We start from the raw sequence: 25882 nt of genomic DNA, 5'->3' as shown, positions 1-25882 counted from the left end.
CGCGCGGGACGCCGGTGCTCGTGCCGGCGTGTCGGGGATCGGTGCGGGGGATCGTCCGGTGCGGGGGGTGGGGGGCCGGTTTCCGTGGCGGCCTCTTCGGCCGGTCATGGCCGGCTCTTTCCCACGCCCGGCCCGGCAGTGGTGGTGCCCCGCCGGGCGGTGGTGCCCCGCCGGGTGGAGGTGTCCGGCCCGGTGGTGGTGTCCGGCCTGGTGGTGGTGTCGGGCCGGGTGGTGGTGTCCGGCCCGGTGGTGGTGTCCGGCCCGGCAGTGGTGGTGTCGGGCTGGGTGGTGGTGTTCGGGTCTTGGACGAGGAACGCGAACACCGCCGGTTCCAGGGCGTCGCGCAGCGCCGTGACGAACGTCGCGATCCGTAGTGCGCCCATGGTCAGGACGACCCAGTTGTCCTTGTCCGGTGGCATCAGCGTCAGGGGTGTCCCGGCCATCAGCCCAGCCTTTTTGAGGCATTCGATGGCACTCCACACACGCGTCGCCGCGGTGTCGGGGGCCTCCCCGGTCTCTGTGGCCACCAGCGAGGCCAGCGGTGCGTGTTCACCGAGCAGCCCCGCCCATTGGGTCGCCTCGCGTACGCAGACCGCTTCGATGTCGCAGGCCACTGTCTGTGTCGCGCAGACCCCCAGGGTCACGCCCAGGCCGTGCGCGGCCGAGATGTGGCGGCCGTCGGCGAGTTCGGGGCGCCCGTCGGGCCGGTAGCGCACCTCGACGCTCTCGCCCAGGGCCCGCTGCACAGCCCGTGCGGTGGCCGCCCGCCGCTCGCCCGGCGCCTGCCGCTCGCCCGGCGCCTGCCGCTCGCCCGGCGCCTGCCGGGCGCTGGGCAGGTCGGGTTCGACGGCGATGTCGAGGTGGGTGCCCAGTACCTCTTCCACCGTTCGCTCGAGGTAGGAGCCGAGCAGCGGGGCGACCCACGGCCCGGCGCCGTCCGTCTTACGCACGGCGTGCAGGGTGAGCCCTTCCCACCGTTCCACGACCGTGCCCTCACCGGTGCGTACGGCGATGTCGTACACATAGGTGTCGCCGTCCCGGTGGCGTTCGGTGGCGCAGTAGCGCACCTCCTGCGGCAGGTCCTGCCCGGCGGCCATCGGGTAGAGCCGTTCGATACCGGAGGGCAGTAGTGTCGCGTCGGGGACGCATACCTGGTTGCCGTGCATCAGCGCGTCCCGCATCCCCGGGTCGGCCAGCAGCAGGGTGTCGGGCAGGAAGCCGGCGAACCAGCCGGACGGTGCGGCGAGCGCTACGTCCGCGTCGACGTGGCGGGCGGCCGCCCGGTGGAAGCGGCGTAGCCGCTGGAAGCGCCCGCCCTGGAAGAGGACACCGCCGTACAGGTCGGCGGCCGGGTCCAGCGGGGCGGCGGGGACGCCCTGGCCGACCTGGGCCGGCGGCCCGTCCGGGACGGTGGCCGGACCGTACAGGAGCCGGGCCCGGAAGTGTTCGGCGGCGAAGCCGGTGTCCTGGGTGTGGATGGCCACGTCGACGGTGTCGGTGTCGGTGACGGTGGCCGCGATCCGGATACGGGTGGTGCCCGCGGGGGGCACCACGATCGGCCGCAGGAACCGGGCCCCCTCGATGACCGGTACGTCGCCGCGTCCGGTGACCGCGGACGCCACCTGGACCATGGCCTCCATGCCGATCACCGCGGGCAGCAGCAGGTTGCCGTCCAGGAGGTGGTCGGTGAGGTAGAGGTCGGTGCCGGTGTTCAGTTCGGTCTCGGTGACGAGTTCGACGCCGTGGTAGCGCACCAGCGGGTTTCCGGTGAACCGCAGCAGCGGCAGGGGCGGCAGGTCGCGGCGTATCGTCGCGATCCCTTCGGTGCGTCCGCTGACGACCGTCACCACCGGGGCGTCCGGGTCGCAGATCAGCCGCAGCAGGATCTCCACGCCCTGGTCGGGTGAGATGGGGACGATGCCCTCGCGGGACAGGGACTCCACGACGGAGAGTTTCTCGCCCATGCCGACCCCGGACCACACCGACCATTCCACGCACAGGGCACGGCAGCGCGGATGGTCGCGGGCGACCTGTTCGGTGAGGTCGGCCAGCCATTCGTTGGCGGTGGCGTAATGCGCCTCGCCCCGCAGCCCGGAGCGGCCGATGATGCTCCCGAAGGTGACCAGGAGTTTCAGGTTCTGCTCGCCGACCGTCTCCAGCACGGTGCGCAGCCCGTCGACCTTGGGGGCGAACGTGGCGTGGAAGTCGCCCATCCCCAGGCCGGTGAGGGAGGCGGGCTCGTTGCGGCCCGCCCCGTGGAGCACGGCGGTGACGGGGCCGAGCGCGGCGGTGAGCTCCGCGACGGCCGCCGCCACGCCTGCGGGGTCGGTGACGTCGGCGGCGGCGTAGCGCACCGTCACCCCGCTGTCGGCCATCCGCCGCAGGTTCGCGGCGAGGTCCTCGTCCTGGGCGGGGTCCGACCGGCCCAGTACAGCCAGCCTGACACCGCTGTGCCGGGCCACGGCCAGGGCGCACTCGGCGGTGATGCCTTTGCCTCCGCCGGTCACGAGCAGGACGTCGGATTCCTCCAGCACCTGCTCGCTACGCCGGGCGCGCACCGGCAGGGCGCGCAGGACCGGGACGCGGCGGGTGCCGTCCTGGGTGAGATGGACCTCGCTGAAGCGGGTGGTCGCCGCGACTTCGGCCGCCACCCGCTGTGCGGCGCCTTCGGCCACCGGGGTGTGGACGATGGTGGTCCGCAGGTGGGGTGCCTCCAGGTGAAGGGTCTTGGCCAGGCCGGCCGCGCCCCGGCCGTGCTGTACCAGGACGAAGCGGCGCTCGCGGTCGCCCGCGAGGGCGGCCCGGGCACCGTTCAGGGCGTGTTCGATCTGTTCCCGGGCGCAGCCGGGCGGCAGGCAGACCAGCACTCCCGGGCCCACCGCGGCGTTCTCCAGTGCGCTGCGCACGTCCTGGGCGAAGGGGTGGTCAGGGGTGGTGAACAGTTCCCAGGGGCCGTTGGTCCCGCCCGGCAGGGGGGCGGGCAGCGTGATGTCGTCCAGGTCCACGGCGAAGGGGCGGGCCCAGGCGGCGGCGCCCGCCACGACGGGTGCGGGGGCGGTGGCGCCGTCGCCGGTCCCGGCGAGTGTGGTGAGGGCCTGGGCCAGTTCGGCCACTGTCGCGGTGGCGAAGTTGGTCGGTACGTGGGCGGCGGTGAGGCCGAGTTGGGCGGCGGCCTGGTTGACGATCTGGCCGACCGTGATCGAGCTCATGTGCAGGTCGTCCAGGAGGCTGCTGCTCTCGTCGACGAGTTCGGGCGGTAGTTCCGCCCGCTGGGCGACCAGGGTGCGCAGCACGCCGAGCGCCGACTGGTTGTGCGGGCCGGCGGCTTGTGCGGTGGTGGTGTCGTTGTGGTCCGCGGCGCGGGGGCCGCGTGGGGCGGGCAGGGTGATGTCGGGTGCCTGCTCGCAGGGGTTGGCCAGGAAACGGAACTCGGTGCCGATCTCCAGCGGCCGGGTCAGCCGGTCGTTGAAGAGGCGTTCGTGGATGACCGGGGCGCCCAGCACGTAGGCGGTGGCGACGACCTGGAGCAGTGCGCGCAGGGACTCCTCGTCGGTGTTCAGGGCGACAGCCGGTGTGTCGGTGGTGGCTGTTGCCATGGTGGTCAGGACCCGGCCGGGGCCGACCTCGACGAACAGGTCGCTATGGGGGGCGGCGGCCCGTATCGCCTGGGTGAACTGCACGGGTTCGGTGATCTGGCGTCGCAGCAGTTTGGCCAGGTCGGTGTCGTGTTCCAGTTCGCCGCCGGTGACGGTGGACACGATGCGGCGGTGGATGTGGTCGATGCGTGCGGTGGCGAGCCAGTCGCCGAAGGCGTCGGCGGCGGGAGCGACCAGGGGTGAGTGGAAGGCGTGGGAGACCGCCAGGGCGGTGCAGGTGACACCGGCGTGGGCGGCCCGTTGGGTGAGGGTGGCGACGGCGTCGGCGGGTCCGGCGACGACGGTCTGGTGGGGGCCGTTGTATCCGGAGATGACCAGGGGCAGTTCGTGGATGAGTTCCCCGGTCTGCTCGGGGGTCGCGGCCAGCGAGAGCATGGTGCCCGAGGCGCTGTGCTCGGCCATGGCCGCTCCGCGGGCCCGGGCCGCCTCCAGGACCGTGGTGGAGTCCAGGGCGCCCGCCCAGTGCAGGGCGGACAGTTCGCCCAGGCTGTGGCCGACGGCGATCTCGGCCTCGATACCGAGCGCGTCCAGGACGCGCAGGGCGGCGGTGGAGGCGGTGACGATGCGGGGCTGGGCCACGTCGGTGGCGACCATGTCGCCGGTGGCGGGCAGGCCGGCTTGCCGGTACACGTCGGCGGCCTCGGTGAAGCGGCGGGCGAGCGCGCCGCCGCCGGTCGAGGTGCCCGAGCCCTGGCCGGGGAAGAGGAAGCCGATGCGGGCGTTGCCCGTGGCCCGGCCCAGGACGGCCCGGCCGTCCGTGGAGAGGGTGAGGCCTTGGTCCCCGTGAGGTGTTTCGGCCAGCCGGCGCAGCCGTAGTTCGGCGTCCTGCGGTGAGGTGACGACGGCCGCCGCCCGGTGGGGCAGGTCGCGCAGTTCGCGCTGGAGGGTGGCGGCCAGATCGGCGAGCTGGGCGTAGGAGAGCGTTGCGGCGAAGTCGGCGACCTTCAGGAGGCGTTCCTTGAGCGCCTGCGGTGAGGGGGCGTCCAGGAGCAGCAGTTCGGCGTCCTGGAGGGAGTTGGCCAGGGTGATCGCGCGGCGGCTGGGGGCCTGGCGCCCGGCAGCGGGGGCGGCCTTGTCGAGTACGACATGGGTGTTGATCCCGCCGAATCCCATGGCGGTGATCCCGGCGCGCAGCGGTGCGTCCGGGGGCCAGGCCTGCGCCTTGCGCAGGACCCGCAGGTTGGCCGACTCCTGGGTGAGCAGGTCGTGCGGATCGACGCAGCCGATGGCGGGGGGCAGCGTCGCGGCGTCCAGGGCCATGGTGGCCTTGATCAGTCCGGCGATTCCGGCGGCGGCCTTGGTGTGCCCGATCATGCCCTTGATGGAGCTGATGACGGCGCTGGGGGCGTCGGGGTCGGCCTGGGCGCGGGCGCCCATGATCGCCCTGAGTTCGGTCGCGTCGCCCACGGCGGTGCCGGTGCCGTGCCCCTCGAACAGCGCCACCGTGTCGATGCCGAAGCCGGCGCGTTCGTAGGCGCGGGCCAGGGCGAGCTGATAGCCGCCGACCTCGGGGCGGGTGATGCCGCCCTGCCCGTCGGAGGAGATGCCCCAGCCGGCGATCGAGGCGTAGATACGGTGTCCGGCGGCCAGGGCGTCCTCCTCGCGCATCAGGACGACCATCCCGCAGCCCTCACCGGGCCAGAAACCGTTGGACCCGCGGTCGTAGAGGCGCATCTCGGTCTTGGCGAGCGCTCCGGTCTTGGCGAACCCGATGATCTCGAAGGGGTCGATGGACAGGTCCACGCCGCCCGCGACAGCGACGTCGAGGTCGCCGTGCAGCAGCGACGTGGCGGCGGTGGTGACCGACAGGAGCGAGGACGAGCACGCGCCGTCGACGGTGTAGCCGCCGCCGTTGAGGTCGAAGTGGTTGCAGATCCGGCCGGCGATGGTGTTCGACAGGCCGCCCGCCAGGGTGTCCTCGTCGACGGGGGGGAACGGCTTCTTGTAGGCGTCCTCCACCCCCTGGAGGAATTCACCCAGACGCTCCTGACCCCAGTCCTGCCCCGCGAGGGCGTCGGCCAGCACCCGGCGTACGTACGGCCAGCGCAGCCGCATCATGTTGGCGCGGGCGAACTCACCGGTCAGGGTGTTGCCCACGACGACGCCGGTGCGCTCCCTGGGCAGCCCCTGCCCGGCGGTGAAGCCCGCGTCGGCCAGCGCCCGGGTGGCGGTGTCCAGCGCGAGCCAGTGCGTGAGGTCGGTGGAACGATAGGTGCTGCCCGCGATGCGGTGGGCGACACGGTCGAACTCCCACCCCTCCAGGACGGCGGCGTTGCGGGCGTAGAACGTGTCGGGCACCGTGGGGTCGGGGTCGTAGTAGTCCTCCAGGCGCATCCGCACGTCGGGCAGCCGGCGAAAGGCCCGCCGCCCGGCGACCGCGTTCTCCCACAGTTCGCCCGGGGTGGCGGCATCGGGGTACGTGCACGCCACACCGACGATCGCTATTCGGCTCATTCCGCCACCGCCACCTTCTTCTCCAGTGCCGCCGCCCGCAGCGACGCGCACGTGCCGTGCAAGCAGGTGCCGTCCCGGCACGGGTCACCGGTGCTCACCGCCCCGGATTCCGCCGCGCCCGCGGGAGCCACATTTGGGGCAGGGAAAGCCCCGGGAGCCGGGACGGCGGCACCCTGGCCCACCGGCCGGGCCGGCACCTGCCGGGCCGGGACCTGCTGGGCCGGGACCTGCTGGGCCGGGACCTGCTGGGCCGGGACCTGCTGGGCCGGGACCTGCTGGGCCGGGACCTGCTGGGCCGGCGCCTGGGGCGCTGGGGCCTGTCGGGCCGGGGGCTGCGATGCCTGCCGGTCGGCCGCCGCACGCTGCTTCGCCAGGAAGTGCAGGCCCCACAGGTAGCCGCCGCGGATCAGGCAGACCAGGGCGGTGGCGAAGAAGATGCCGTACGCGATACCGAGCCCGGTCAGCACCCCGTACATCGCGGCGACACCGGCCCCGAAAGCGATCTGCGAGGAACGCTTCGAAGGCGAGGTGCCGGGATCGGTGACCATGTAGTTCGTGAACAGGACGAACGCCACCCCCGTCATCATGCCCAGCGCCGCGGGGATGGACGTCCCCGTCACCAGGCCACGGATGACCGCCTGGAGGACGAACCCGGCCAGCCACGCGCCGATCAGCCACATACGGCCCGTCAGCTTCGCGTTCAGCAGGGTGCCCAGCACCAGGATGATCGCCGGCAGCACCCAGTCGGCGGGCCCGTACAGGTACTCGGTGAAGTGGTAGGGCGGGGCGATGCTCGCCCACGGGAAGAGCAGCAGGATCACCGTGATACCGAAGTTCGACGGGTTCATGAAGTGCCGCATACGCCCCTTGACCGGGGCCCGCAGCACCCACTTGGTGCCCACGGCCACGATCACACCGAACACCAGGACCCACACCCGGTCGTTGACGTACGTGAGCATGTTCACCGCGAGACCGGTGATGTGCGCGGGGAAGAGGAACTCCACCATCCCCTTGAGCCCGCCGCCCGCGAAGCGCGGTGCGCGCCCCTCACCCCGGGCACTGACCACCTCCAGGCCGATCTCCACCACGTAGGCGGTCAGGACCGCGACGAACGGCCACAGCCAGGGCTGCTCGAAGCCGAGGAAGGTGTACCCGGCGATGTTGAGGACCGAGATCGAGATCGCGAACCGGCGCAGTGCGGTGATCACCTTCACGTCGTGCCGGGGCGCGGCACCCGTGGTCGCCTTGGTTGGGGGCACGGTCACTTCTCCTTCACGTCGGCGCCGAGCTGAAGCGAGTGCCGGCCGGGGGCCAGCCGCAGATCCTTGCTGTGCACCTGCCCGCCGCGGTCACGCCAGGTCAGACGGGTCCGCAGCGGGCCCACCGCCTGGTGACCGAGGCCGATGTGCACGTCCTGGCTGCGCTTGCCGGAGTGGCCGCTACCCCCGTCGACACGGCCCAGGCGGGTGCTGCCGTCGGCGAGGGTCACGGTGACCTGCGCGCCGATCACGGGCGAGCCGGCCTCGTCGGTGAGATCCAGGTTCAGGTAACCACCGGTGCCCCGGCTCGTGTTGCAGTAGAAGACGGGGTCCTCCCACTGCCGTGCCACGACCATGTCCAGGCGCCCGTCACCGTCCGCGTCACCGGTGGCGATGCCCCGGCTGGGCACCGGAACGTCCAGGCCCAGCTGCCCGGACAGGTCGCTGTAGGACTCACCGTCCTTGTCCTTCACGTAGAAACGCAGGTGCTGGTCACCGGCGAGGTCGTCACCCTCCTGCACCCGGGGCCAGAAACGGGGGTGCCTGAGCAGCGAGTCGTTGGCGGTGGCGAGCTCCTGGAGCTGGACCCACCGGTTGCGCTTGCCCTTGACGAAACCGACGGCCTGGGTGATCTCCTGGACCCCGTCGTTGTCGAAATCGCCCATTTTCACATCCCACCCCCACCCGGACCAGGCAAGGCCCAGCGGTGCGCTCCTGTCCTTGTACGGGGCGACACCCTCACGGAAGCGGGCACCCAGCTCCGAGGTGTCACGGGCCGTCGCGAGGAACGCGAAGTTCGACTCCTGGATACCGAAGGACGTGGTGATGTTGGAGACGAACGCGTCGTACAGGCCGTCACCGTCCAGATCACCGAAGTCCACGCCCATGCCCTTGAAGGAACTGCGCCCGATCTCCTTGGACTTCGGAGTGGTCGCGGAGTGCACCGCCTTGACCTGGCTGAACCTGAACGTGCCCGGGGTCGACCTGTTGTACAGAAGGGCCGAAGTCCCGAAGTCGTGCGCCAGGTACATCTCCGGACGCTGGTCCCCGTCCAGGTCGGTGGCCGACACCGCCAGCGTCCAGCCCCGGTCGATGCCCTGGGGCAGCACGCCTGGCACCTCCTCGAAACCGGCAGGGGTCCAGCGCAGGAAGTGACCGCCCCCACCGTTCTGGGCGTGCGACAGCGAATCGTTCATCGTCACGCCACCGTCCACGGTGTCGTCCAGGACGGGGCTGTCGGGGAAGTAGTTCCCGATGTAGATGTCGTTGTGCCCGTCACCGTCGAAGTCCGCGACCGTCGCGGCGTTGGAGTTCCACAGCGGGCCGGTGTACTCCTCGCCCCCGTCGCCGGGGACGAGCTCGACGGGCTCGAAACCCGCCGGGCCCATGACCGTGGTGTCCCTGCCCGGCTCCCTCTTCGCCTGGAAGATCACCGGGGTACGGCCCCAGTAGTAGACGAGCAGGTCCATCGCACCGTCCTCGTTGAAGTCACCGGGGACGCAGCCCATCGGGGCCATGATGTCGCTCCTGGGCAGCGGCGCCACCTCGAGTGCGAACGGCGCGTACCACGCACTCCGGCGGCCCGGCACCGGCGCGGGGGTCACCACGGCCTGGTCGATCTGCGGGTCGCTGACACACAGGTCGTTGGGCAGACCGTCACCGTCCACGTCGTTCATGGCGACACCCGCACCGACCGAGGAAATCCACGCCTCGATGTGCTTGTACGCCTTGTTGACCTTGCGGACACTCTGTCTCTTGTATCCGCCCGGCATAGCTATCGCCATCGGCTCGAAAGCGAACTTCTTCGCCATCTCCGCTTTGTCGGCAGCACTCGACTCATGCGGCTTCACCGCATAAAAAGTACCCACCATGAGAATGAGCGCGATAACTCCGGGCGCTTGCTTCCGCAGCCAGGAAATCGGATGTGTCATGCCGGCGCCTCTCTACGCGTGCGGAACAGAAGTGATCTCCGCGGCAATGTGCTGCCGCCAGATCTCGAATGCGGGAATATCGCCGCCGTCACAACCCTCGGGCGCCGCCTCGGTACACACCCGGGCGGCTTCCCCGGGCGTCCGGCCACCGCACAGGACACGGGCGGCGACATACGTGTGGGCGATCGTCGTACCCGCCCGCTCACGCGCCTCGCAGGCGAACGCGGAACCCTGCGCCAGACTCGCCCGGTGCTCACCCGCGTGCTCGGCAAAGCGCCGCAGCTCGTCCTCGTCGGCACTGCCCGCATAGGTGCAGGCGAGCCCGGCGCCGGCGTACAAGTCACCGTGACGGTGGGCGGGGTAGGCGTCGATGAGCCCGGCCACGACATCCGGGTCGGTGCCCCCGACGAACCACAGGGCGCGCCCGATGCCCTGGTCGATGACGCGGGCACTGTAGGCGTCCGGACCCCCCTTCCAGCTGAAGGGATGTTCCGCACCGGGGTCACGGACGTAGGCGTCGGTCTTGAAGTACGCCTGGTGGAAGCCGTACCCGTCCAGGACCAGCCAGCGCAGCACCGGATCAAAACCGCTCACCTCGGGCCACAGGAACCGCGGCAGCCTGGCCATCGCCCAGCCCACACCCACATGGATCATGTAGGTGTGGCCCCGGCCCCGGCCCTCGAGGATCCCCGTCAGCCGCTTGGCACCGCCCGTCAGCGAGTCCAGCACGACCGCGCCCATACCGGCGCCCTCGTACGCGAAACCCCGGAAGGCCACCGGCACCGTCTCCAGCCAGCCGGCCGCCTGCTCCGCGGAACGCGCCTCGACCGCGTAGGCGTACCCCTGCAGGAAACTCCTCCCGACCGTTTCGAGCTGCTGCTTCGCCTCCGCGTTCTTGATGTGGAACCCGCGTGTTTCCAGTTGCGTTTCCCGGACACTGGGCGTGAGGACTCGGCGCCTCAGCGCACGCATCATGGACACCTGGAATACCGCCCCTCGATCCGTTGCCTGCATTTCCCGTTCGTAAGACGATATTCGACAGGGATACCCGTACGGCTACTCCAGGAATGCTTGACGGGTATGCGTGAGAAGCCGTTCACGCACCGCCCGGCGCCACAATTCATAGGCCGGGACATCACCCCCCGCACCCCCGGCGGGAGCGGCGGCATCGGCGAGCGCGGCCGCCGCCTCGACGGTGATCCCGGCCAGCGCGTGCAGCGCGCCCCGGGTGTGCTCGGGGACGGCCCCGGAGAAATGGCGGGCCTTCGCCGCGAAGACGGCACCCTGCGCCACATGGCCCTGCAACGCACCGGCCTCGGCCCGCAGCACGGCCAGTTCGGCAGCCGTGGAACAGCCCGCGAACGTCGCCGCCAGCCCGACGCCCGCCCACAGATCCGGCTCACGCTCGGAGGCGAACCTGCGCACCGCGGAGCTCACCTGCCCCACATGCGCACCGTGGATGAACCACAGGGCCCGGCCGATGCCCTGGTCCACCGCCCGCCGGAAGTAGTCCGGGTGCCCCTCCCACGCGTAAGGGGTGTCCGGACGCTGACCCTCCACCCAGCGGGCGGGATCGAAGTAGGCCCGGTCGAAGCCGTACCCGTCGACGGCCAGCCAGCTCATCGGCGGGTAGAACTCCTCGCCCACGAGGCCGCCGGGCACGGCCTTCTTCCACAGCGGCCGGGGCAGCTTCGCCAGGGCGAACCCGATGCCGATGTAGTTGAGGAAGATGTGCCGCCGCCCCGCACCCTGCAAGAGCTCCCGGGTGCGCCCGCCGCGGCCGGGCAGCGAGTCCCGGATGACCGAGGCCATGGTCGCGCCCTCGTACGCGAAGCCCTGCACCTCCGGGTCGACCAGCGAGAGCCGCCGCTCGACCTCCCACAGGTCCCTGGACTCGATGCCCCATTCGAAGCCGGCCACCACGGCCTGCGGGATGGTCTCCAACTGCCGGGTGGCAGCGGTCTCGGTCACCGGGAACCCGCGTCCGGCGAAGCTCACGTCACGCAGGGACGGAGCCATCAGAAGTCTGCGTAAAGAGCCCATTGCCGTTGCCACGCGGCGCCTCCTCGGCCGGCCACCGAAGGGGTGGCGGGGGCCTCATCGTCGGTCGGCCGCACGGACCGGGGCATCTTCGGTCATGCGCACCCCCTGCCCGCGACCGCGGCCGCACGGCCCGTACCCCCACGCCCCCCAGGGAGCGGTCAGCCACCAGGAGAACGGCCCCGCAGCGCGCGAACAGCCCCACCCCCCGGCACAGGACGGCGAACACCCCCGTGACGCCCACGGCCACCGCACCCACCACAGCCACCCGCCCCGGTCCCGCCGCCACCCCCGGCGACAGCCACCCACCGGCGAAAGCAGGCCGCCGGCGAAGAAGTACACCCCCACGCTCACCACGGCGCCCACCGGCCGCAGCACGACACCCCACCGCGTCCACCGGGGCCGCCCCCCTCGGCCGCACCACCCCTCGGCCGCACCCCCACAGGAGCCCGCACACCAAGAGCAGCTCCCGGGCAAGGAACCCAACGCCGCACCAGGGGGCGACCGGTGCGCGGCACCCCAACACCAACTGAGCACGCAGGAAGTTGGCCACCGGCCACGACCTCAGGAACATGGACGGGTCCACCACCGCACCACAGACGAGGACATACCCGTGCCACATATCACGCTCGGCAACGACGAGCCCGGCATCCGCGGCCTGATGACCCACCGCCCGGACACCGCCGCACCGCTCAACCACCTCGCCAACGTGCTGCTGCGGGAGCCGGCCTCCCTCAGCCGCGGGGAACGCGAGCTGATCGCGGCCTACGTCTCCCAGCTGAACAGCACCCCCTTCTGCGCCGCGACGCACGGCGCGGCCGCCGCCGCCCAGCTCGACGGCGGCCTGGACACGGTCCGGGCCGTGCACGCCGGCCCGGACAGCGCACCGGTCACCCCCCGGCTGCGCGCCCTGCTGCGGATCGCGGCCGAGGTACGCCACCAGGCCCGTCCGGTGTCCGACGACGCGATCGCCGCGGCCCGCGCCGAAGGCGCGAAGGACAGCGACATCCACGACACCGTGCTGATCGCCGCGGCCTTTTGCATGTACAACCGCTACGTCAGCTGCCTGTCCACCGATGTCCCGGCCGGCGAGGACTACTACCAGGCAGCGGCCCACCGCATCGTCACCCAGGGCTACGGCACAGGCCTGCACCCGCAACCCGCCCCGGACACACCCCTGCCCACCTCAGCCCCCGTGAACGGAGGCTGAGGCCGATACCTGCGCGGCGTACGGCTCCAGGGCCAGCCGAAGCGCCTCGGGCACCCGCGTGGGCCGGGTGTCGCCGTTGGGGCCGCGCATGCAGGCCACCCGCTGCCGGCCACGGGCCACCAGCTTCTCGGTGCCCTCGTGCAACCGCACGTAGTCGAAGGTGAAGACGATCTGCGTCTGCGTCAGCTCCTCCAGGCGCATCTGGATCGAGAGCTGGTCGAACGCGGTGATCTCGGCGAAGAACTCGCAGCTCACCGAGACGGTGAACAGCTTCAGGTCCTCGCGGATGTCGTCGAGGACCTGAGGGGCCTTGTCCAGCAGGAACATCTCCCGGCACCGGCCCTGCCAGCGCACGTAGTTGACGTAGTAGACGTTGCCGACCAGATTGGTCTCCTCGAATCCGACGAGATGGCGCAGTTCGTAGTAGGGCCGCACGTCGGCCATCAGCGTTCCTTTCCTTCGTCATCAGGGCAGGCGGCCACCGCTCACGCCCGTTCGTTCCAGCGCGGGATCCCGACGGCGCCCCGTACGGGCCCCGCCAGGACCCCCCGCCCTCCCGCCGGGCATGGTGACCGGCAGGACACATCGCCACGACCGGTGACGACAGAATCGGATCCCTCACCAGGCCTGGTCCGAATCAGGGGAAGGGACCCCACAGACACGATTGAGGATCGCCCCACGGTCGGCATCTCCCCCCTTGCTGAGGGACCCGGGGCCCCGCACGAGCGCGCCGCACACGGCGCGCGGCCGGCACGAGCCGCAGCACTCCCCACGAGGTACCCCCCGGAAGGACCGGCCGTGACGCAACACCACGACAACCGCCCCCCGCCCACACCGTTTCGGCAGACCACGGGCACCGGGGGTACATCCACCACCCAGGAGAGGCACCACATGCCGCGGATTCCCGCCCACACCCTCGACAACGCGCCCGCAGCCGCCAGACAGACCCTGCGCCGCCTGGAGAAGCGCTTCGGCAGAGTGCTCAACATCCACGCGGGGATGGCCCACTCACCCGTGGTCCTGGAGGCCTACGCGGCGATCAGCACGGCCATCACCGAGCACGGCACCTTCGACGCCCGCACCCGCGAGGCGATAGCCCTGGCCGTCGGCGCGGTCGACGCCTGCGCCTACTGCCAGTCCGCGCACACCCTCTCGGCCAAGGCCGCAGGCCTCACCGAGGCCCAGACCGTGACGATCCGCCGGGGAGAGACGATCGAGGACGCGAAGCTCACCGCCCTGCTCCAGGTCGCCCGGCAGATCGCCGGCGAGACCGGTGAAGCCTCCGACACGGCCTGGGACACAGCCCTGGCCCAGGGCTGGACGGACACCCAGCTGACCGAACTGTTCGTCCACGTGGCCGTGAACCTCTACACCAACTACTTCAACCACTACGCCCGCACCCAACTCGACGTCCCCGCCGCACCCGGCCTCGACGGCTGATCCCACCGGCCCCCACCCCGAACCGCTGCCGAAACGCACAGCCCGACCGGCGAAAACGCCCGCCAAGGCGCACAGCCCGACCGGCGAAAAAGCGGGCCTCTCCCGCACCACCCCAGGGGGCTCGGGTATCGTCCGCGCACGTCGCCGACGCCCCGTCCCACCACCGCCACCACATCCCACACGCCCGGCACACACACCACCAAGCCGACGCCCCCCAGGCAACGTCCGACCGGCCCGTACGCGGCACCGGCCAGGGCGGCACCGCGGGCCCCGCCGGCCGAACGGGGAGGCTTCATGAGTCCACAGGGCGCACGCCCCAGAGTGCTCGTCGTGGGAGCCGGCCTGGCCGGCACCGCAACAGCGATCCGACTGCTCCACTTCGCACGAAGACCACTGGAGATCGTCCTGCTGGAGCGGCGCCCCGACTACCGCTGCGCCGGCATCGCCTACCACCGCGACGGCAACCCCTGGGACCACGTCTTCAACATCCAGGCCGGACGCATGTCCGTCTTCCGGGAGGACGTCCTCGACTTCGTCCGCTGGGCCAACCACGAGGCCGACCGCCGCACCTGGCCGCCCCACTGGGCCGCACACGAGTTCACCGAGCAGGGCCCCGCACCCCGCCGCATCTTCCAGGACTACCTCGACGACCGGCTGGCCGAGGCCGCAAGGGAGTCCTGCCCCGGCGTCGACCTCGTCGAAGCGGACGGTGAGGCACTCGACATGGACGCGTGCGACCGGGGCTTCGAGGTGACGGTGAGTCACCTCGGCGCGCACAGCCTCGACGGCCTGCGTCCCGGGCGGCTCCCGCACACGAAGGTGCTCGGCGCGGACCACGTCGTCCTGGCCACCGGCCTCGAACTCAAGGACCCGCCCTTCGCCGCAGAGGTCACCGACCACCCCTCCTTCGTACGCAACCCGTACTCCGCGACCGGAGTCCGCACACTCACCCAGCTCCCCCCGCACGCCACCGTCGCCATCATCGGATCCGCGCTGAGCGCCTACGACTCGGCAGGCCTGCTGCTGCGCAACGGCCACACCGGGCCGATCCACCTCATCTCCAGGTCCGCGACGATCTTCCGCACCTACCCCGGCACCCACGAACACGGCGTACTGCGCCTGCCTCGCCCCGACACCCTGCTGGAGCCCTACCGCGGCCGTGAGGAATTCCTGGTCAGGGCGAAGGCGGCATGGCGGACAGCGTGCTCGACCGTCCGGGACCACCACCCCGACATCGCCACCGCCATCGTCTCCGAGCGCGTCGCCAAGGCGTGGGAGCCCTACCTCCCCGAAGCGATCGCACGCATCCCCACAGACGAACTGCGCCATCTGCTCGACGAGTTCGCCACGACCATCGCCGCGTTACGCGTCGGGGCCGTCGAGTACACGATGGGCGTCATCGAACACGCCATGCGGCCACCGGACGGCCCGGTGGAACTGGTCCTGGGACGGGTGTGCGCGATCACGCCCGCCCCCTTCGGGCGGCTGCTGGTCTCGGTCGCCGCCCAGCAGGAGAGGCACAGCCTCGAAGCCGACCTGGTGGTCTCCAACTTCGCCCGGGAGTCCGACTACGCCAAGGTCGGACAGCCGCTGTGGCGAAACCTCCTGCGCAAGGGCATCGCCACCCCCCACGAGCGCACCGGGCGCGGTCTGGAGGTCGACGCGTGCGGAACGCTGCTGGGCGCCGACGGGCGGCCGGCGGGCCCGGTCTCCACGGTCGGCGCGCTCAGGGAGGGCGACGAGATCGTCCGGCACGGCCGGACCGGTGCGTTCACGTTCAACCTCGCCGCCATCAAGAACCACTCGGTGTCCGTCGCCGCCCACGTGACCGGGCAGCTGGAACTGCGCCAGGACGGCCTGGACGACATCGCGGCCCGCCACCCCCACTACCGCAGCTATGCCAGCAATCCGGAGGAAGCGGCCCGGGCGGCCCTGGAGGAGTCTGTGGTACTGGAAGTACGAAGGCTGGCGACGCGTGAACGCGGGCAAAGACAGGCGCTCGACTCCCGCGTGCAGGCGAGCCTTCTTTCCCTGGGCGGTCTTGCGGCACTTCCGGCGGATGTCTCCCGGCCCGACCGCCTGATGAGAGCAGTCGTCAACCGGGTCGCCGTGGAACGCCTCAACGACGTCTCCGTCACGCCACGGCAGCTACGCCGGCACCTGGGGATCGGGAACGTCGACAACCTGGAGGGCTAGTTGAACGGGAACGAGCGGCGGATCGTGGGATCTCTCCTGTCCGGCGGCACCGAGAGCGTGCTGCACGGCATCTGCAACCGGACAAGAAGCCCACGCGAGGGAACCATCCTCGTCGCCCCTTCCCTCGAAGCCGGTCTGTACGACGCCATCGTGGCCGCGCGCGCGGTGGTCTGCGGCTCGGGCGGACTGACCGGTCACATGCAGTCCCTGTGCCGCGGCAGGGGGATACCCGTGCTCCGCGTCGAGGAGGCGGACCTCGCCGATCTGGTCGGCGAGGTGACGCTGTACCTGGAAAGCGCCTCGATCGTCGTCAAACCGGAGCCGTCCCCGCCGTGCGGGACCACGCGCCCCACCCTGGACGACCTCGGCTCGGCGTGCGCGGTCATCGCCGACCTGCAGGACATCACCACCATCAACGCCTGCGGGCCGAACGCCGCACGGGTGGAGTCCTTCTTCATCCGCGAGGAGTTCCTCTGCCTCGCACTGGGCCTGAGCCCGCTCGACGCCCTCGCCGGCGGCCCCGCCGACATCACCGCCTACGGGCAGGCCCTCGCAGGCAGGCTCTGCGGCTTCGTCCGGGCGCTGCTGCCCGGCCAGCGACTGATCCTGCGGATGCTCGACCTGCGCTCCGACCATGCGGCCGACGTCACCGAGACCGCCCCGGTCGCGGTCGAGCCCAACCCCGAGATGGGGCTGCACGGCGCACGCTGGCTGCTCGGCTCCCTGGCCTACCGCGACGCACTGCACGCCGTGCTGGCCACCCTGCGCGAACACCTGGGCGACGAAGCCGGCCGGGTAGGGCTCTCGGTACCGTTCGTCAGCGACGAGACGGAGTTCTCCCGGCTCAGAGCCCATCTCGCCCTCCCGGACGGCGTTGCCCTCTCCGCGTTCGTCGAGACACCCTCCGCCGTGCACGCCACCCCCGCGATGTGCGCCGCGGGCGTCAGCGAACTGTTCGTCGGCATCAAGGACCTGGTGCAGTTCTATCTCGCGGCGGACCGGGGCAACCACCTGGTCGCCGACTCCTACCGCACCCGCCACCCGGCCGTCCTGGACGGGGTGCGCAGGGTCGTGGAGGCCGCCCGCGCGGCGGACACCCCGGTACGGGTCTTCTCCCTGGCCTCCGACCTCGCCCACTACCTTCAGAACCTGCCGGCCCCGGACGGCTACATGATGTGCACCGCCGAACTCCGCCAGATGCTCCTGCAGCCCCCCTCCCGGACCTGATCGCCCTCGCCACCCCGTTCGGCAACGCCGCTGCCCCGCACCGCCATCAGCGGTGCGGGGCAGCGGCCTTGCGGGGGCGGCCGGCTTCACCCCCGGCCGGCCGATCGGGCGCAGGTCCTGTGCGCACCACCGGTGCCGGGCAGTTCCTCGGTGACCAGACCGCGCGAGGGGCCGGGCAAAGGGAGGCAAGGACACCCCGGCGGGCCCGCCCGGCCCGCGGGGAGACGGGCCGGGCGGACGGTGGCCGGGAAGGACATCGGCCGGGCGGGCGGGGCAGGGGAAGACCACTGCCCCGCCCGAGGACCCCGCCCGAGGCCCCCGCCCGAGGACCCCGGGCGTCTGCCCCGGGCGTCTGCCCCGGGACGGGAGCGGGGGAGCGCTGCCGTCCCCGGGAGCCCTCCGCCCGTCCGGCGAGCCCTCGGGCACCCGAGCTGCGCGGAGCGCCCGGCGGGTGTTCCGGACCGGCGCGGGGCACGCCCCGGCCCCAGGGGTCTCACCCTGCGGGCGGGACCTGTCCTGCCGGCCGCGGGCCCTGCCCGCTGCTACTCCCGGGTGAGCAGGGGGAGTTGCCGGCGGATGCCTGCCCGCCCGGAGGTACTGCCGTCGGGGGTGGGGGCGCCGTAGGTGACGTCGACGCCACGCTCACGGGCCGCCCGGACGATCCCGGGGACGGCGCGTTCGGCGAGCGCGGAGATGGTGAGCGCGGGATTGACGGTGAGGGCGCCCGGTACCGCGGAGCCGTCCGTCACGAAGATGCCGGGGTGACCGCGCAGTTCGTGCCGGTCGTCCAGGGCGGAGGTGTGCGGGTCGTCGCCGATGCGGCAGGAGGCGAGCGGGTGGACGGTGTAGGCGCCCACCACGTCATTGGTCCAGGGCGTCACGCGGGCCAGCCCGTCACGTTCCAGGATGTCCTTGACGACGGCGTCGGATTCGTCCCAGCCGCGCAGGGTGTTGGCGCTGGGCCGGTAGGAGATCGGTCCCCGGCCGAGCATCTGCTGCGAGATCCGCACGGCGTTCCCGGTCGGCGGGGGCGGTCCGAAGACGCCTTCGTTGTCGTCCTCGACCATCGTGAAGATGGTCAGCCAGGAGCGCCAGCGCCGGACCATCTCGGTCTTCTCCGCACCGAACCAACTGGGTTTCCGGGCGCCGGGGACCTGGGCGAGGATCGTGCCGAAGCCCGGCGGGAAGTAGAGCTGTTCCAGGGAGAAGCGGGAGTGTTCGGGAAGGCTGCCGTCGAGGTTGTCCCAGCTCGCCACGACCGGTCCCTTGCCGATCTGGTTGGCGAGGTAGGCGACGCCGTCGCCGCGGTCCAGCCCCAGAAGGTCGCGGGCGCGTTCTTCGTCGATCACCGCGTTGTTGAGCCGTTCGCCGTTGCCGGAGAAGTAGCGTCCCACGGCATGCGGCATCCCGCCGAGGTCGGCGGCCGAGCGCTGCAGGATGACCGGGGTGGCGCCTGCCCCTGCGGCCAGGATGACGATCTTGGCTTCGATGACACCGCTGCCGTTGCTCACCCGGTAGTCCGTGTCGTCGATGGTGTTGTAGTGGACGCGGTAGCCGCCGCCGTCGGTGCGGGTGAGCTTCTGCACCTCGTGCAGCGGCCGGATCTCGGCCCCGTGGGCGCGCGCGGCAGGCAGGTAGTTCAGCAGGAGCGAGCGCTTCGCGTCGAACCGGCAGCCGGCCATCATCCAGTTGCAGTTCGTGCACTTGGAATTGTCCACCGCGGTGGGGACGGGATTGGCGGTCCGGCCGGCGTGGTCGCAGGCCGCGGCGAAGAGACCGCCGGCGTAGCTGACGTCCTCCCAGCTCTGGGTGGTGATGGGAAGCGCCTCGCTGACCACGTCGTACCAGGGGTCGAGGACATCGCGGCTGATCGCGGCCGGCCACATGCGGCGCCCGATGCTTCCGGTGCGGTCGAAGACGAAGCGGGGCGCGCGGGGCATCGCGGCGAAGTACACGACGCTGCCGCCGCCGACACAGTTGCCTCCCAGCAGGCTCATGCCGTCGCCGACGGTGAAGTCGAAGATACGGGTGTAGGAGGAGCCGAGGAGGAAGTCGTGCTCGAAGTCGTTCGACTCCAGCCACGGGCCCCTCTCCAGCACGGTGACCTTCGCCCCGCCCGCGGCGAGGTGGTACGCGGTGATGGATCCGCCGAACCCGCTGCCCACGATCAGCACATCGGTCTGCTCGATCGCGTTCACGCCAGGCTCCCGGAAGGTGTGGTGTCGGGGTGGAGACGGGCAAGGGGACGGCCGTAGGAGAACTCCGAGAAGCGCCACACCCCGTCCTCGGAGGGGGGCGCGAAACCCAGGGCGGCCAGGCCCGGGTGTCCTGCGGCGATCGCATCGGCGGTGTGCAGATGGGCGCCGGTGTCGAAGGCCATGTTGCTGAACAGGGCAAGACTGACCCAGATATCGCGCTCGGGGTGTCCGGGAGCGGTCAGGACGGTCACCAGGTGCGTTCGCTCGGCGTAGGACAGGGCCACGAAGGGCGGCACCGCGGCGTCCGCACCTGCCGGTTCCGCCGTGGCGTACAGCCGGGCATGGGCGTTGAGGGCCTCGGCGAAATCGTCCAGGGCGTCCGACAACCCGGTGGCCTCGGTCCGGAGCAGTTCCAGCGCCCCCGCCGCCACCGCGCCCGGGCCCGATACGACGCCGGCCACCGCCCGGTCCCCCTCATGCCGTTTCGCACCGGGGACTATGGTGTCGGCGAAGGCCTCCAACGTGCTGACTGTGTCCGGATCCGGCAGCGGTTGAACGGAAGGCATTCCTTCTCCATTTCGACGCAGGGGGCGGCATGGAATCGGCTGCGACTCATCATGACGAGAACCTCTCCGCACAGATCCTCCGCCGGGGAGATCGGCCGGGCATCTCCGCCATTGCTGTCGTCGGCCCTCGGAAATAGCTGCGCGTGCCCCGGGGCCGCGCACGGCAAACATCGACGCCGCGGCTGTCCGGACCCTCACCCGCCGCTAATGACATCCGGCGGCACCGCCCGATTTCCCCTCGCGCGGACGTTCGCTATGCGGGCATGACCGGCCGGTAACCCCCCGGTGCCAGACTGGCCATGCACACAGTGCACAATGCACAGTGCACAACGGCAGCGGCCCGATAGGCCCCCCGGCGGCCGATGCGCGTCATACAGGACACGCCATCGGACCGACGGAATGCAGCACGGCCGGAATGGCACAGCGCGCAAGGCGCAGCACCTCGCGCTTCTCCCACGCATTCCCCCCGACCACCGGGAGTTCTCCGAAACGCATTCCCCCGCGCCCTGCCCGGGAGAAGCCGGGCGGGTGAGCTGCGGGTTCTGCGGACCGGCGCCTCCCGTCCCGCCGGCCCCACCCGTCACGACGGGCCGGAACCCGGAAGCGGAAGCCGCGCCGCGGAAAAGGGGGGACCTCCCCCGGCGACGGCGGACAGTGCCCGCCGGACCGGTTCAGGAGTTCTCACCACCTGCCCACCAAAAGGCACCCGGCCTGGGTATTTCTTCCGGCCCGGGGGAGTGGTGCGCCATTTCCCCCATGACCGAACCGATCGGCGGCCCGGGGCCGCCGCGTCACCTCCGGCGGCATGACCGAACCCCTGGTGCCATGACGGCCTACGACGCACGCCGGATGGGCACACATATGCGAATGGCCACAAGCGTGGTCCCGCTCCGCCGGCCACGGACCAGGCCCCCAAGGCAGCAGACCGGATGACAAAGCCCGGCGCCCGCCGGCTGCGTGTTTCTCATTCGCTGCACAGCAAAGAGGGAAACAGGAAGCCGAGGTGCTGCCGGTGGCTGAGAAAAGCCGACGCGGACTCCCGTTCCTCACGGGGGTGCGACCCGTGCCGCGCAATCCGGAGGGGATTGCGGCAAGCGAAAGGAGAATGCCGGTGCACACCCGGCGTACGCAGACCCGCGAGGACCCGGGCGACTGCGCCGGACCGCAACCGTGCACCCCGGACGTGCCGGCGCGCCCACACCCGCCACGGGGCACGTCGTGACCGCCCGGACCACCCGGGGGCAGCGCCCCCGACGACGCCGGGCGCCGACCGAGAGCGCGTGCCCGGTCCCGGCCGGCGTCAGGACCGACCCGCAGGCAACCCACCCGCTCTCCCGCCGGAGCCCCACAGGCCGCAGCCCCGTCGCTCGCCCCCGGCCGCCGTCCGACCGGACGGCCCCCGCCACTTCGTGTGTCCCGGCCGGCAGGGGCCCAAGGGCCGCAGCGCGACGCAGCCCTGATCCGTGAGGGGCCGGGACGCGCGGCGCCGGCGGCGAAAGGCCCTCCAACCGGCCTCCTGGCACCGGCGGACCGCCCGGCAGACGGGCCCCGTCGCCGAGGAAGCGGCCGGACCGGGACCGCGGCCGCACGCCCCCACGGGGCACGGGCCGGTGCACCGGAACGCGGACCGAAAGCCCCGAGCTCGGCGTGTCGGGCCGCACGCCGCGCGCAGCGGCCCGGGACCCGACGAAGCCGGTGTTCACCGAGGTGCTCCTCCGGCGCGGACCGCACCCGCACACGGTGCCGGGCCCCCGGCGACGGCCGTACGGGGCGCCGGCCGCTGCGGCGGGGCTGTCGCCCCGCCGCAGCGCCGGATCATCCGGCTGCCCGAACGGTGTCCGCTTCGAACGCCTCCGACCGCACGCGCTGCAGTGCCACCAGTATCGGGGGATCGAGAATACGCATACCCCGCAGCCGGAAATCGGTCGGGCCGAGCGGTGCGTCCCGGCGCACTTCCAGAGGGCCGAGCGAGCCCACATGAACCGCCTGTTCCTCCGTCAGGGCCTCGCAGGCGTGCCCCGGAACGGAATGCCCCAACAAAAACCACGTCCCAGCCGGAACATCTGTGATTTCGAAGGGTCCGGGGAAGGGGAGAACGGTGCAACTCACCGGCTTGCCCTCGGGTACCCGGGTGGGGAAAATCCCAAGGAATATCAGCCCCAGATCCGCGCCTTCGGGTGCAGTGACCGACCCGTACACCGTGCCCCCGGAGCCTCGCTTTCCGGCAACTTTTACCGAATGAACGAAGCCATTTAATCTCCGATAGGTGGAGGGGGCTATTCCGACGCTGCCGGAAAATCGTGAGCTGAAGGTTCCCACGCTGCTGTACCCGACCATGTGACTGATGGTGGTGACAGTGAGATCGGTCGTCAGCAGCAACCTCTTCGCCTCCCGGATGCGCATCGCAGACAGGAAACGACCTGGTGAGACGCCTGTCACCCTCTGGAATTCGCGGGAGAAATGAAACTTGCTGTACATGGCGAACCCGGCTATATCGTCGATGCTCAGCGGCTCCGAGAGGTTCTGTCGCATGGTCTCGATGGATCGCTCGACGGCCTCGACAATAGTGGGCACCGCGCTTGTTCCGCTCTCCATTTACCCTCCCAGGGCAGTGAGAAGGCGATCAGGCCGGTTGAATTCGGGGTCATGGGGCCACCGAACGGACGGACGGCCTGGAACGCTCACAGCGAAAAGAAACATTAGCAGTACGTCTCACATGCGAACAAGCATATGTTTTATGTTTCGAATGCATACGCCATGGGAATATTTACCCGCCCGCCGGAGTGCCCGGAAACAGCAACATCGGAGATGTTACGGGCCTCTGCGTCATGGACTATCGACACAGCCAATTCGCCTGCAGAACAATCCTTCCCGGCTTATCCGTCCGTTCAGACGGAGCCGCTATGACCGGACGGCGAGCACTGGCACCACGCCCTCCAGTTGACGCACAACCGCCTTACCCGGTGGTCGCCTTGGAGCAGGCCCGCGGTGCACCGGGCCGGCCTGCCGTCTCGCCGGCTGCCCGGCCGGTGCCCGCCGGTGCCCGCGGCCCGAACTTCGAACCCCCGGCCCGTCCCCGGCCCTCGGCACTCCGACGGCGCCCCGCGGCTCCAGACCCCCGGATCCGGCGCCCCCGCCCCCGAGAACCGTGCGGGTCCGTCAGGCCGCCCGAACACCGCTCCGCGCCGGCATCCCGTGGCACGGGCGACCGGTTCGCGGCCCGCTCGCGGCAGCCGGCGGCGGGACGGGGACCGCCACGACCACGGACCCCGCCCGGCCCGACGGCCCGAGCGCGGTGCCGGGCCGCACACGCCGCCAGGACAGGAAGACCTCGAGAAGGCCGGGCACACCAGGGCAGCGCGCGGGTGTGCCCACGCCACCGAAGGGGACCGCACCGGACCGGCGCTCCCGCACTCCCGGGCACGGCGCTGGAAGAGCGCCGGACGCGCCCGCAGCGCGCCCCGTACCCCGGGACGCGCGCCACCCGGGCCGACGCACCGGCCGGCGAACTCCGGCTCGTGGATGGCCGGTAGGTGGATCCGCGCGGGCCCTGCCCCCGTCACCGGCCACGCCGGGGCACGCCCCGGTCCTGCGGTGGCCAATCCCGCACAGGCGCGCACCATCCCTCGGAGCGAGCCGCGAGACGATGTCCAGGACGAGCACCGGGCGAATAGCGCACACCGTTCACCCGTGGACCCCGTAGCGGGAACTCGAAGGGGAACGGATCCGACGTGAACGGGGACCGGACTCGCCACGCCCGTCTCGGTCACCTCGACGGAGTTGCTGTAGTTCCATAGCGCGCTCCGGGTATTTCGTCATCCATGAACGGTGATGCTATGCGTCGCACCAGGCCTCGACTTCCTCGACGATGCGGTTCCCGGCCGGCTTCCGAACCGGAAACGCAAACTGTCCGGGGTGAGCACCGAGAGAGAAGGACCGGACGACGGCCTGCCACACACTGGGTGCCGGAGCATATCCGCAACGAGTGGAGGGAATTCCACATGGCGAAGCACAGGGACGTCCTGGCAGATCTGGTCGAGGAAGGGGACGAGATCGATGCTCTGGTCGCGGAGTTGGGCGACGCCGAATGGAGTGCGCCGACCCCCGCCCAGGGATGGACGATAGCCCATCAGATCGCACATCTGACCATGGTCTTCGAACTGGCGGAGAAAGCCGCCGCCGACGCCCCGGCCTTCGAGGCCACGGTCGCCGGGCTCGGCCCGTCCTTCGACGCGGCGGTCCAGCAGGGACTGCTCCCCTACCTGGCGAAAGGCCCCGCCCGGCTGCTGGAGCACTGGCGGGCCCAGCGCGCCGCCACCGAGCACGCCCTGTCCGCCGTCGGGCCGGAGCAGATCGTGCCGTGGCTGGTGCGTCCCCTGCCCGCCGCGGTGCTCACCGCGGCGGGAATGATGGAGACGTTCGCGCACGGCCAGGACGTGGCGGACGCACTGGGCGTGCGGCGGACGTACACCGACCGGATCCTCCACATCGCCCAATTCGTGACCGCCACCTGGGACTTCGGCTACCAGTCGCGTGAGCTGACAGCGCCGCCGACCGGGTTCCGCTTCCGCCTGACGGCACCCTCGGGGGAGGTGTGGGAGAGGGGACCCGCGGGAGCACGCGAGCTCATCGAAGGCCCGGCGGTGGACCTGTGCCTGCTCGCCACCCGCCGGCGCCACCGTGCGGACCTGGCACTGACCGCCACCGGCCCCGAGAGCGACCGGTGGCTCGACATCGCCCAGGCCTACCGCGGCCCGGCGGGCCCCGGCCGCCGTCCGGGACAGTTCACCCAGGTGCCCCGATAGCCCGACGCAGGCGGAGACGGGAAGGGCCGGGGGCCGGGCGGACAGCCCCGGCCCCCGGCCCTTCCCGTGGAGCGGTCTCAGCCGGCCGGAGTGTTCTGATAGGCGGCGAGCTGCCACCCCGTTTCCTCCTTGACGACCACCCAGGTCGCCCGGACGGAGCGCTCCGCCGAGACCTCCTCCTCGCCGGGCAGCAGAACGCCACCCGCGGTGACAAGGACCGCGGAGTCCGGGCTGAGGAACTCGACAGAAATCGGCTCCCCGGTCACGCGCGTCCCCTTGTAAGGGCCGGCGAATGCCTCGGTCATGAACTCCGCGACGGCCTCGCGGCCCTTCTTGAAAACCCCGGGCAGGATCATCGTGCCCTTCTCGGTGAATACCGCGGCGAACTTCTTCGCGTCGTGGTTCGCCCACGCCGTAACAATCCGCTGCGGAACTGCCGCCGCACCTTCCTGATCGGTACGGGTGGAACCGGTCGTGTTCGGCATTGGTATCTCCCTCTGGAACGCGTGTTTCCCGGTCCGCGACAGCGTGGCAAATTCCTTCCCACCGGGACAACTCCGACGATGCCGTTGCACCGCGGAACAGACCGGGACCGGACCAAAAATGACGGGCTCCGTTACCGAAGAAAGGAAAGGGCGCGAAAAGAGCCCGGATACGGATCGCCCTTTCTCACCACATGCGCCCGCCGGACGGGCACAGAAGCCCGGCACGATCCCGGCGCCGCTCCCGGAGACAGGAAGGCGGCAACCGACCGCACAGGACCGGGGAGTGCGCACGAGCGGGTAGCCGAAGACGTACGCCCCCCGGCTGCCTACGTCTTCGGCGCACGGCCCGACCGGTCCACGAAGACGACGCACCGCCGGGACCACGCACCGCCGGGACCACGCCCGGCCGGTCACG

Annotated in this window: 15 protein-coding genes; 5 read left to right on the top strand and 10 right to left on the bottom strand. The window is 71.3% G+C overall.

Annotated features, from left to right (window positions below):
* Window positions 1–104: 104 nt before the first annotated feature.
* The 5 genes from ACH4VO_RS09345 to ACH4VO_RS09325 are packed head-to-tail and all read right to left on the bottom strand — an operon-like array spanning window position 105 to window position 11355.
* The gene (locus tag ACH4VO_RS09345) at window positions 105–6110 is read right to left on the bottom strand and encodes a type I polyketide synthase (RefSeq protein WP_360988660.1); all 6006 of its coding nucleotides are present in this window, start codon (window positions 6108–6110) and stop codon (window positions 105–107) included.
* Entirely contained in the window at window positions 6107–7375 is a 1269-nt protein-coding gene (locus ACH4VO_RS09340) for an enediyne biosynthesis protein (RefSeq protein WP_360988662.1), read from the bottom strand. The genes ACH4VO_RS09345 and ACH4VO_RS09340 overlap by 4 nt, the downstream gene beginning before the upstream one ends.
* Window positions 7372–9300: a CRTAC1 family protein gene (locus ACH4VO_RS09335; protein ID WP_360988664.1), complete on the bottom strand. Its 1929-nt coding sequence runs from the start codon at window positions 9298–9300 to the stop codon at window positions 7372–7374. Before ACH4VO_RS09335 ends, ACH4VO_RS09340 begins: the two co-directional genes overlap by 4 nt.
* 12 nt (window positions 9301–9312) lie before the next feature.
* Window positions 9313–10314, bottom strand: a complete 1002-nt coding sequence (locus ACH4VO_RS09330; protein WP_360988666.1) for a DUF1702 family protein — start codon at window positions 10312–10314, stop codon at window positions 9313–9315.
* Window positions 10315–10356: 42 nt separating this feature from the next.
* The gene (locus tag ACH4VO_RS09325) at window positions 10357–11355 is read right to left on the bottom strand and encodes a DUF1702 family protein (RefSeq protein WP_360988668.1); all 999 of its coding nucleotides are present in this window, start codon (window positions 11353–11355) and stop codon (window positions 10357–10359) included.
* 598 nt (window positions 11356–11953) lie between these two features.
* Here ACH4VO_RS09325 and ACH4VO_RS09320 point away from each other — a divergent pair.
* Window positions 11954–12550 carry a peroxidase-related enzyme gene (locus tag ACH4VO_RS09320; RefSeq protein ID WP_360988670.1) on the top strand — a complete coding sequence of 199 codons (597 nt, stop codon included), beginning with the start codon at window positions 11954–11956 and terminating at the stop codon, window positions 12548–12550.
* Here the strand turns inward: ACH4VO_RS09320 and ACH4VO_RS09315 are convergent.
* On the bottom strand, window positions 12527–12994 hold the full coding sequence (locus ACH4VO_RS09315; protein WP_360988672.1) for an acyl-CoA thioesterase: 468 nt from the start codon (window positions 12992–12994) through the stop codon (window positions 12527–12529). The two genes, ACH4VO_RS09320 and ACH4VO_RS09315, sit on opposite strands and share 24 nt — an antisense overlap.
* Before the next feature lie 447 nt (window positions 12995–13441).
* Between ACH4VO_RS09315 and ACH4VO_RS09310 the strand changes: the two genes are divergently transcribed.
* The 3 genes from ACH4VO_RS09310 (at window position 13442) to ACH4VO_RS09300 (ending at window position 17413) form a co-directional block, all read left to right on the top strand.
* Window positions 13442–13990: a carboxymuconolactone decarboxylase family protein gene (locus ACH4VO_RS09310; protein WP_360988674.1), complete on the top strand. Its 549-nt coding sequence runs from the start codon at window positions 13442–13444 to the stop codon at window positions 13988–13990.
* 294 nt (window positions 13991–14284) lie between these two features.
* On the top strand, window positions 14285–16186 hold the full coding sequence (locus ACH4VO_RS09305) for an FAD/NAD(P)-binding protein (protein ID WP_360988676.1): 1902 nt from the start codon (window positions 14285–14287) through the stop codon (window positions 16184–16186).
* Complete coding sequence (locus tag ACH4VO_RS09300; RefSeq protein WP_360988678.1) at window positions 16187–17413, top strand: putative PEP-binding protein; 1227 nt, start codon at window positions 16187–16189, stop codon at window positions 17411–17413.
* Window positions 17414–17955: 542 nt separating this feature from the next.
* On the opposite strand, the gene ACH4VO_RS09295 is transcribed toward ACH4VO_RS09300, so the two are convergent.
* The 3 genes from ACH4VO_RS09295 to ACH4VO_RS09285 all read right to left on the bottom strand — a co-directional run bounded on the left by ACH4VO_RS09295 (window position 17956) and on the right by ACH4VO_RS09285 (window position 22709).
* Window positions 17956–19611: a GMC family oxidoreductase gene (locus ACH4VO_RS09295; RefSeq protein WP_360988680.1), complete on the bottom strand. Its 1656-nt coding sequence runs from the start codon at window positions 19609–19611 to the stop codon at window positions 17956–17958.
* Window positions 19608–20177 carry a DUF5987 family protein gene (locus ACH4VO_RS09290; protein WP_360988682.1) on the bottom strand — a complete coding sequence of 190 codons (570 nt, stop codon included), beginning with the start codon at window positions 20175–20177 and terminating at the stop codon, window positions 19608–19610. The genes ACH4VO_RS09295 and ACH4VO_RS09290 overlap by 4 nt, the downstream gene beginning before the upstream one ends.
* Window positions 20178–21992: 1815 nt before the next feature.
* Window positions 21993–22709 carry an AraC family transcriptional regulator gene (locus ACH4VO_RS09285; RefSeq protein WP_360988835.1) on the bottom strand — a complete coding sequence of 239 codons (717 nt, stop codon included), beginning with the start codon at window positions 22707–22709 and terminating at the stop codon, window positions 21993–21995.
* A 1469-nt stretch (window positions 22710–24178) separates the two neighbouring features.
* Here ACH4VO_RS09285 and ACH4VO_RS09280 point away from each other — a divergent pair.
* The gene (locus ACH4VO_RS09280) at window positions 24179–24982 is read left to right on the top strand and encodes a TIGR03084 family metal-binding protein (protein WP_360988684.1); all 804 of its coding nucleotides are present in this window, start codon (window positions 24179–24181) and stop codon (window positions 24980–24982) included.
* Window positions 24983–25059: 77 nt separating this feature from the next.
* Here ACH4VO_RS09280 and ACH4VO_RS09275 read toward each other — a convergent pair whose 3' ends face one another.
* Window positions 25060–25467 (bottom strand): SgcJ/EcaC family oxidoreductase, encoded by a 408-nt coding sequence (locus ACH4VO_RS09275; protein ID WP_360988686.1) that lies wholly within the window; start codon window positions 25465–25467, stop codon window positions 25060–25062.
* Window positions 25468–25882 lie beyond the last annotated feature (415 nt).

This window comes from Streptomyces sp. NPDC020780 (assembly GCF_044334475.1).
Lineage (GTDB): Bacteria > Actinomycetota > Actinomycetes > Streptomycetales > Streptomycetaceae > Streptomyces.
Note: the sequence above shows the minus strand (reverse complement) of the source record. Positions and strands in the feature narration are given on the sequence as shown.

What these genes read in the sequence shown, in the direction of transcription:
- ACH4VO_RS09345 (WP_360988660.1), bottom strand. Translation starts at nt 6,110, where the DNA reads ATGAGCCGAATAGCGATCGTCGGTGTGGCGTGCACGTACCCCGATGCC.
- ACH4VO_RS09335 (WP_360988664.1), bottom strand. Translation starts at nt 9,300, where the DNA reads ATGACACATCCGATTTCCTGGCTGCGGAAGCAAGCGCCCGGAGTTATC.
- ACH4VO_RS09330 (WP_360988666.1), bottom strand. Translation starts at nt 10,314, where the DNA reads ATGCAGGCAACGGATCGAGGGGCGGTATTCCAGGTGTCCATGATGCGT.
- ACH4VO_RS09315 (WP_360988672.1), bottom strand. Translation starts at nt 12,994, where the DNA reads ATGGCCGACGTGCGGCCCTACTACGAACTGCGCCATCTCGTCGGATTC.
- ACH4VO_RS09310 (WP_360988674.1), top strand. Translation starts at nt 13,442, where the DNA reads ATGCCGCGGATTCCCGCCCACACCCTCGACAACGCGCCCGCAGCCGCC.
- ACH4VO_RS09305 (WP_360988676.1), top strand. Translation starts at nt 14,285, where the DNA reads ATGAGTCCACAGGGCGCACGCCCCAGAGTGCTCGTCGTGGGAGCCGGC.
- ACH4VO_RS09290 (WP_360988682.1), bottom strand. Translation starts at nt 20,177, where the DNA reads ATGCCTTCCGTTCAACCGCTGCCGGATCCGGACACAGTCAGCACGTTG.
- ACH4VO_RS09285 (WP_360988835.1), bottom strand. Translation starts at nt 22,709, where the DNA reads ATGCGACAGAACCTCTCGGAGCCGCTGAGCATCGACGATATAGCCGGG.
- ACH4VO_RS09280 (WP_360988684.1), top strand. Translation starts at nt 24,179, where the DNA reads ATGGCGAAGCACAGGGACGTCCTGGCAGATCTGGTCGAGGAAGGGGAC.
- ACH4VO_RS09275 (WP_360988686.1), bottom strand. Translation starts at nt 25,467, where the DNA reads ATGCCGAACACGACCGGTTCCACCCGTACCGATCAGGAAGGTGCGGCG.